Annotated in this window: 8 protein-coding genes; 3 read left to right on the forward strand and 5 right to left on the reverse strand. The window is 37.3% G+C overall.

The features are described from left to right. The 3 genes from QZU81_RS10170 to QZU81_RS10180 all read left to right on the forward strand — a co-directional run. On the forward strand, positions 1 to 813 hold an 813-nt coding region (locus QZU81_RS10170; protein ID WP_295591611.1), incomplete at its 5' end, for an MATE family efflux transporter. After that, positions 803 to 1,219, forward strand: a complete 417-nt coding sequence (locus QZU81_RS10175) for a MarR family winged helix-turn-helix transcriptional regulator (RefSeq protein WP_292828813.1) — start codon at positions 803 to 805, stop codon at positions 1,217 to 1,219. The genes QZU81_RS10170 and QZU81_RS10175, both read left to right, overlap by 11 nt. Next, positions 1,216 to 1,749 (forward strand): nitroreductase, encoded by a 534-nt coding sequence (locus QZU81_RS10180; RefSeq protein WP_292828816.1) that lies wholly within the window; start codon positions 1,216 to 1,218, stop codon positions 1,747 to 1,749. Before QZU81_RS10175 ends, QZU81_RS10180 begins: the two co-directional genes overlap by 4 nt. A 42-nt stretch (positions 1,750 to 1,791) precedes the next feature. Here QZU81_RS10180 and argS read toward each other — a convergent pair whose 3' ends face one another. The 5 genes from argS to QZU81_RS10205 form a co-directional block, all read right to left on the reverse strand. Beyond that, positions 1,792 to 3,492 (reverse strand): arginine--tRNA ligase, encoded by a 1,701-nt coding sequence (gene argS, locus QZU81_RS10185; protein ID WP_292828819.1) that lies wholly within the window; start codon positions 3,490 to 3,492, stop codon positions 1,792 to 1,794. A 17-nt stretch (positions 3,493 to 3,509) separates the two neighbouring features. Beyond that, a complete protein-coding gene (locus QZU81_RS10190; RefSeq protein WP_292828822.1) occupies positions 3,510 to 3,935 on the reverse strand; it encodes a signal peptidase I in 426 nt (141 codons plus the stop codon). A gap of 6 nt (positions 3,936 to 3,941) precedes the next feature. Then, positions 3,942 to 5,216: a glutamate-1-semialdehyde 2,1-aminomutase gene (gene hemL, locus QZU81_RS10195; RefSeq protein ID WP_292852395.1), complete on the reverse strand. Its 1,275-nt coding sequence runs from the start codon at positions 5,214 to 5,216 to the stop codon at positions 3,942 to 3,944. Positions 5,217 to 5,225: 9 nt separating this feature from the next. Further along, entirely contained in the window at positions 5,226 to 5,855 is a 630-nt protein-coding gene (locus tag QZU81_RS10200) for a cobalt-precorrin-8 methylmutase (protein WP_292828828.1), read from the reverse strand. A gap of 118 nt (positions 5,856 to 5,973) precedes the next feature. Next, a partial coding sequence (locus tag QZU81_RS10205) for an NAD(P)/FAD-dependent oxidoreductase (RefSeq protein ID WP_295591612.1) occupies positions 5,974 to 6,507 on the reverse strand: 534 nt, incomplete at its 5' end.

The following is a 6,507-nucleotide window of genomic DNA, read 5'->3' on the forward strand; positions in this document are numbered from 1 at the left end:
ACACTTAACTTAGGAGTTGCAGGGGCCGCATGGGCAACAGTTCTGGCCCACATTCTTTCAATCATTGCAATGCTTTATTGGATGTTCATCAAAAAAGACACTTACCTTAAATACGGCCGAGACTATTTCAAAAATGACCTGTCAATGTATAAGGACATTTTAGTTGTAGGTATTCCCGCCAGTTTGGAGCAGCTGATATTGTCCGCACTAACAATTGTCGTCAATTTCATGCTTACCCTTGTTTCAGGACCTGTTGCAGTGGCTGTATATACCGCAGGATGGAGAATAATCAACCTCGGAATGCTTCCGGCAATAGGTGTTGGAACAGCATCAATATCCATTGCGGGAGTTGCCTACGGAGCGCGAAAATATGAAAATCTAAGGGTTACTGCAAGATATGCAGTTAAAGTAGCTTTAATAGCTTCAATAATCGTTTGCATACTTTTAAATGTATTTGCAAATCAGATTGCATTTGTATTCTCATATTCAGAAAGCAGCGCACAGCTTGAACCGTTGATTGCCAGCTTTATACAGTTAATGTGCCTGTTCATATTATATGTTCCATTTGGAGCAAGTGCAGGAAATGTATTCCAAGGGGTTGGAAAAGGAACAATTTCATTCATCTTAACAGCATTCAGGGAATTCGTTCTTGTATTGGTCTTTGCGTATCTTTTGGGATTCGTATTCAATATGGGAGAAACCGGAATATACTATGGAATGCTTTTAGGCGGAGGAATCGGATCACTGATATGTTACACATGCATTGAATTATACATCAACAAATTGATTAGGAGTCGGGACAATGGCGTTTGATGACAATATCCCCACAGCCCCGTTTATCTCAATAATGTACAGGGAACATGCAAAATACATTAATGATAATGTGAAAGAGGAGGAACTGAGTTTCGGTCTCCACCCGCTTCTCATAAAAATCTATAGAAATGAGGGGATAAGTCAGGAAGAATTGGCCGAAGCGCTTCATTTAAATGAAAGCACAATTGCAAGAAATCTTAAAAAGCTTGAAGACAAGGGGTTTATTGAAAGAATTAAAGATAAAAGGAAAAAGATTATAAAAATAACACCAAAAGGTGGAAAAATCGCTCAAAAGGTAATGGATTTAGATGAAATGTGGGATAAAAAACTTAAAAGTAATCTGACAGATGAAGAGTATGATAATCTTTTAAAAACACTCAGAAAAATTAGTGAGGAATTGATATGAATCAAACAATTGAAGATTTAAAAACAAGAAGAAGCATCAGAAAGTTTAAAGACGAACAAATCTCAGACGAAGATTTAAAAACAATATTAGAAACAGGAACTTACGCGCCAACCGGAAGGGGAGCTCAATCTCCTAAAATTGTTGTCATTCAAAATCCTGAAACCATCAAAGAGTTTTCAGCATGGAACAGAAGCTATTTCCCAACTGAAATGCCTGAAGACATGGATCCATTTTATGGAGCAAAAACACTGCTTATTGTATTGGCCAACAGCGAATTCCCAACATACGTTGAAGATGGAGCAAGCGTATTGGCGGTTTTAGTCAATGCTGCTCATGCAGTAGGCGTTGGTTCATGCTGGATTCACAGAGCCCGTGATGAATTTGCATCCGAAAAGGGAAAAGCATTATTAAAAGAGTGGGGAATTCCTGAAACTTATGAAGGAATCGGGCATGTTGTTCTAGGCTATCCGGACATGGAAGCGCCAGAGCCATTGCCAAGAAAAGAAGACTACATCCACTATGTGGACTAATTTTTAAAAAAAAAGAAATCAAAGATGAGTTAAAATACTCATCTACATTTTTTCAGGTGCAGCAACACCTAAAATATCTAAAGCGTTTTTGATGGTTGTTTTAGCTCTGTCAACTAAAATCAATCTAGTATCCTCCAAATCAGATCCAATCACCTGTTCTGATTTGTAGAATTTGTTGAATGAACCAGCTAAATCCTGTGAGTACTGTGTAATGTTGTGGACTCTCTGCTTGTTGGCACAGTCTTCTACAACTTGTGGGAATTTAGCAATTTGTCTAATTAAATCCTGTTCTGTTTCATTAGGACTCCAGTCATCACTGACACTTAAAGAACTAATGTCCTTGCCTGATTTTGCAAGCAATTTGCATGCTCTTGCATGGGCATATTGAATTGAAGCGCATCCTCTTTCAAAGCTTAATGCCTCATCCCATTTGAATGTCAAGTGTTTTTCAGGGGACAATTTGGCAATGAAGAACCTAATAGCTCCAACACCGATATCTTCTGCAATAGGTGCAATTTCTTCATCGGTTAAATCAGGATTTCTTGATTTGATTTCATCATAAGCACGTGAAACTGCCTCATCGATTAATTCATCGACGGAGACAAATTTGCCTCTTCTTGTTGACATTGAACCTTCAGGAAGTGTAATGAATTCATAAAAGATTACTTCCGGAGCTTTTTGTCTGAATATTTCTTCAAAAATAACTCTGATTTGTTCAGCAGCCAATTTATGGTCTGAACCTAAAATATCAAGTACAGTGTCACCTAAAGTAGCTTTGTATCTGTGATAAGCCAAATCACGAGTGGAATAAAGTGAGGTTCCATTTGATCTTCTTAAAACAAACTCCTTTTCAATATTAAAGTCGGTTAAATCAATGAACAATACTTCATCTTCACGGGTGAAGCCTTCTTTATAGATGTAATTTACCAAATCATCGACTTCGCCGTTTCTTACGAATTGGCCTTCCCATACAAAGTCGTCATGAGCAATATTCATTCTTGAAAGGGACTCTTTCATTCCTGAAATACATTTTGAAACAACATCTTCAAAGACTTTATTGAGTTCCTCATCAGCTCCTTCCTCATATTTTTGGATTAAGTCATCTACCTTTGCATTTAAAGCTTCATCTTCCTCAACGGCTTTGTTTGCATCGAAGTATAATTTTCCGATTTTGTGGTCAATCTTATCTCCTTCATAATCGTCAATGTTTAATCCGCACTCGGTTATGCCGCATACGATGATAGCTATTTGCCTTCCCATGTCGTTTACATAATATTGGGTAATGACATCCCTTCCGGCCAATTTCAATAGCCTTGCAAGGGAATCTCCAAATATTGAATTTCTGATGTGACCTATGTGTAGCGGTCCATTAGGATTTGCTGAAGTGTGTTCCAATACAATCTTTTCACCGTATTCCGGTAGCTGACCATAGTTTTCATCGACCTTTTCCAATAGCAATTTTGAGAATTTATCGTAATCGATGAAAAAGTTGACATAAGGTCCGAAATTTTGAACTTTAGTGAAAATCTCCGGAACTTCAATCTTTTCGACTAAATCTTTTGCGACTTCAGGAGGGGAGGTTCTTAACTTTTTAGTAAGTGCAAATGCAATGGTACTAGCTAAGTCCCCTAATTTTGGATTTGGGGGGAATTCCAATTTAAAATCCCTATCAATCTCTTCATCATATTGATCTAATGCCTTATTGATGGCATCAATAGCTTGTTTTTCAATTTCAAAATACATTAACTCACCTATAATAATTATAACCCTCTTAACCAAAGGGAAAGATAACCTATTTTTGGAATAACGACTAAATTATCGCCAAATGTTACGACTTTTTCTTTAATTTGGCTTGATTTAACATAATATGGGTCAGGAGAATCATTATTGTCCCCCTTGATTACATACATCGTAGTTCCATTGATATCTGTAATGTTGATAATCCTATGAATTACTGGCTGGTTAAACCATGCCGCATCATAAACGACCACATCGCCGACCTGAACATCATCGGGATTGAATTCGTTTATGCCTAAAAAATCTGCCTTTTCGACTAAAACGATGTCTCCCCTATAGAATGCAGGTTCCATACTGCCTGAAACAACAACGTTCAAATGTTGAGCGGCAATTAAAACGATGATGAGAATAATTACATATGATGCAATTTCCTTTAAATCAATTTCCATTTTAAATTACCTTCTTCTTTTTTTAAATGCTTCTCCCAAAGCAATTTCAATAGCTTCAGAAGTTTTTTGCAAATCTTCCATTGAATGTGCATTTGAAATAAAATTACATTCAAATTGAGATGGTGGAATAAATACGCCCTGCTTTAACAAGGACTTGAAATATCTTAAGAACTGTTTTCTATCAGATTTCTGAGCATCGGCATAATTGCAGACCGGTGCAGGATTTAAGTAAATTTGAAACATTGATGCAAGACCAACCGGTTGGATATTATAGTCCTCATCCTCAATGATGGATTGTATATTTCCTCTAAGGAAGTTGCCTTTCCTTTCAAGTTCCTTATAGAATGCATCATCAAGCTGGGTTAAAGTGGAAATACCTGCTTGAACAGAAACTGGATTTCCTGAAAAGGTACCTGCCTGATAAACTGGACCGTTAGGAGCAATCAATTCCATGATTTCCCTTTTACCGCAAAATGCACCCATAGGAAGTCCTCCACCCACAATCTTACCTAGAGTGGTCAAATCAGGAGTGACACCATAATATTGCTGAGCTCCACCGCGGGAAGCTCTAAACCCGGTGATGACCTCATCGAATATCAAAACAATGTCATTTTCTTCTGTGATTTTTCTGATAAATTCTAAAAATCCAGGCTTTGGTTCAATGCAACCCACATTGCCCATAACAACTTCCATGATGATACAGGCGATGTTTTCACCTTCTTTTTCTATTAACTCGGTTAGCGCTTCCTCATCATTGAATGGTACGGACAAGGTATTTTTAGTGGTGTCTTCTGGAATTCCAGGAGAATCCGGCAAGGTTGCAGCTCCAGAACCGCCTTTAACCAATACATAATCATGGGCGCCGTGATAGGCTCCTTCAAATTTGACAATTTTGTCCCTTCCAGTGAAGCCACGGGCCAATCTGATTGCACTCATTGTAGCTTCGGTTCCGCTATTACAGAATCTTACCATTTCAGCGGAAGGAATCCTGTCAATAACTTCCTTTGCAAGAGTGATTTCATTTTCAGTTGGAGTACCATAAGCGGTTCCGATAGTCAATTGATTTGAAACCTCCCTTACAACCTTAGGGTCCGCATGTCCTAAAATCAATGGTCCATAAGCTAGACAATAGTCAATATAAGTTTTTCCATCAACATCTGTGAGTTTAGATCCTCCAGCACTTTTAACAAAAAACGGATAAGGTTTAAAAGCACGTACCGGAGAATTTACACCGCCCGGAAAATAATTTTTAGATTCATTGAACAATTCTTCAGAATACATTTTATCACACTATAAATGTTGGATTAACGAATTTACACATGCCACAGCAATAGGTGTACCGCCTTTAGGCCCTTCAACAATAATATTCGGAATATCTGAATTGTGTAGAGCTTCTTTTGAATCAGCAGCCCCTACAAAGCCAACAGGAACACCTACAATAGCTTTAAGATTCATTTCACCTTTTTGGTATAAGTCCATAGCTTCAAAAACAGCAGTAGGAGCATTACCGGAAACCACAATACCCTCAAAATCATTTTGGGCCGCATAACGCATTGCAGCGGCTGCCCTTGTAATCTGATGCTCTTTAGCTATTTTAACAACTTCTTCATTTTTAATATAACACTCAACTTCCCCGTCATATCTTGTAATCCCATATTTAACCATATTGATGTCAGTTAAAATGGTTTCATTATTTTTAAGGGATGCCATAGCTGCATCTACAAAATCATCACTCATCTTAACTAATTTTGCATATTCAGGATCGGCTGTTGAGTGAACAATCCTCTCAACGATGTCTCTTTCTATAGGTTCTAAATCTTTGACATCATCACCAATAAGGCCACGGATAATTTCACGACTTTTATTTGCAATATCCAAACCTTGTTTAGTTGATGCACCCATGAACATTTTGTCTGTCATATTATAACTATTGGTAAATATATAAGTTAAATATTTTGTTATATTTAAGAAATTTTTAAAAAAAACTATTTTTCACTAGCTGAAAGACCTGCCAAATATCCGGTTGAAAAGGCAATTTTCAGATTATAGCCCCGGTCGGACCATGCAAGTCCAAAACTTCACCTGCAAAATAAAGGTTAGGTGTCAATGTTGATTCCATTGTTTTCGGATTAACATCAGACAAATCAATGCCGCCGATGGTAACCTTCGCCAAATTTCTATTGAAATCTGTGATTTCAAATGCAAATCTCTTTAAATTTTCAATTAGGCGATTCTTGCTTTTTTTATTAATCCTTGACAGTTGGGTTTCAGGGCCTATATCTATTTCATCCAAAAAGAAATCAATGAAACTGTTGGTTAAAAACTGTTTCAGATAATTTTTTATCATTGCCTTTCCTTTGGATTGAAAATCTACTGTAAATTTTTCATGCAGCTCTTCGCGTGTAAAATCCTGGCAAAGGTCAATAGCTATTTCAAAATTCACGTCAGGTTCGCCTTCAAGTAAGTTATAATCTATACTTTCAGAAATTTCATTGCTTAAATTGATGATTCCTGGACCTGTCAGGCCAACGTGTGAAAACAGAACATTTCCCTGAACCTTTGATTTTGCATG

Origin of the sequence: uncultured Methanobrevibacter sp., assembly GCF_902770715.1 — an archaeon.
Classification (GTDB): Archaea; Methanobacteriota; Methanobacteria; order Methanobacteriales; family Methanobacteriaceae; genus Methanocatella.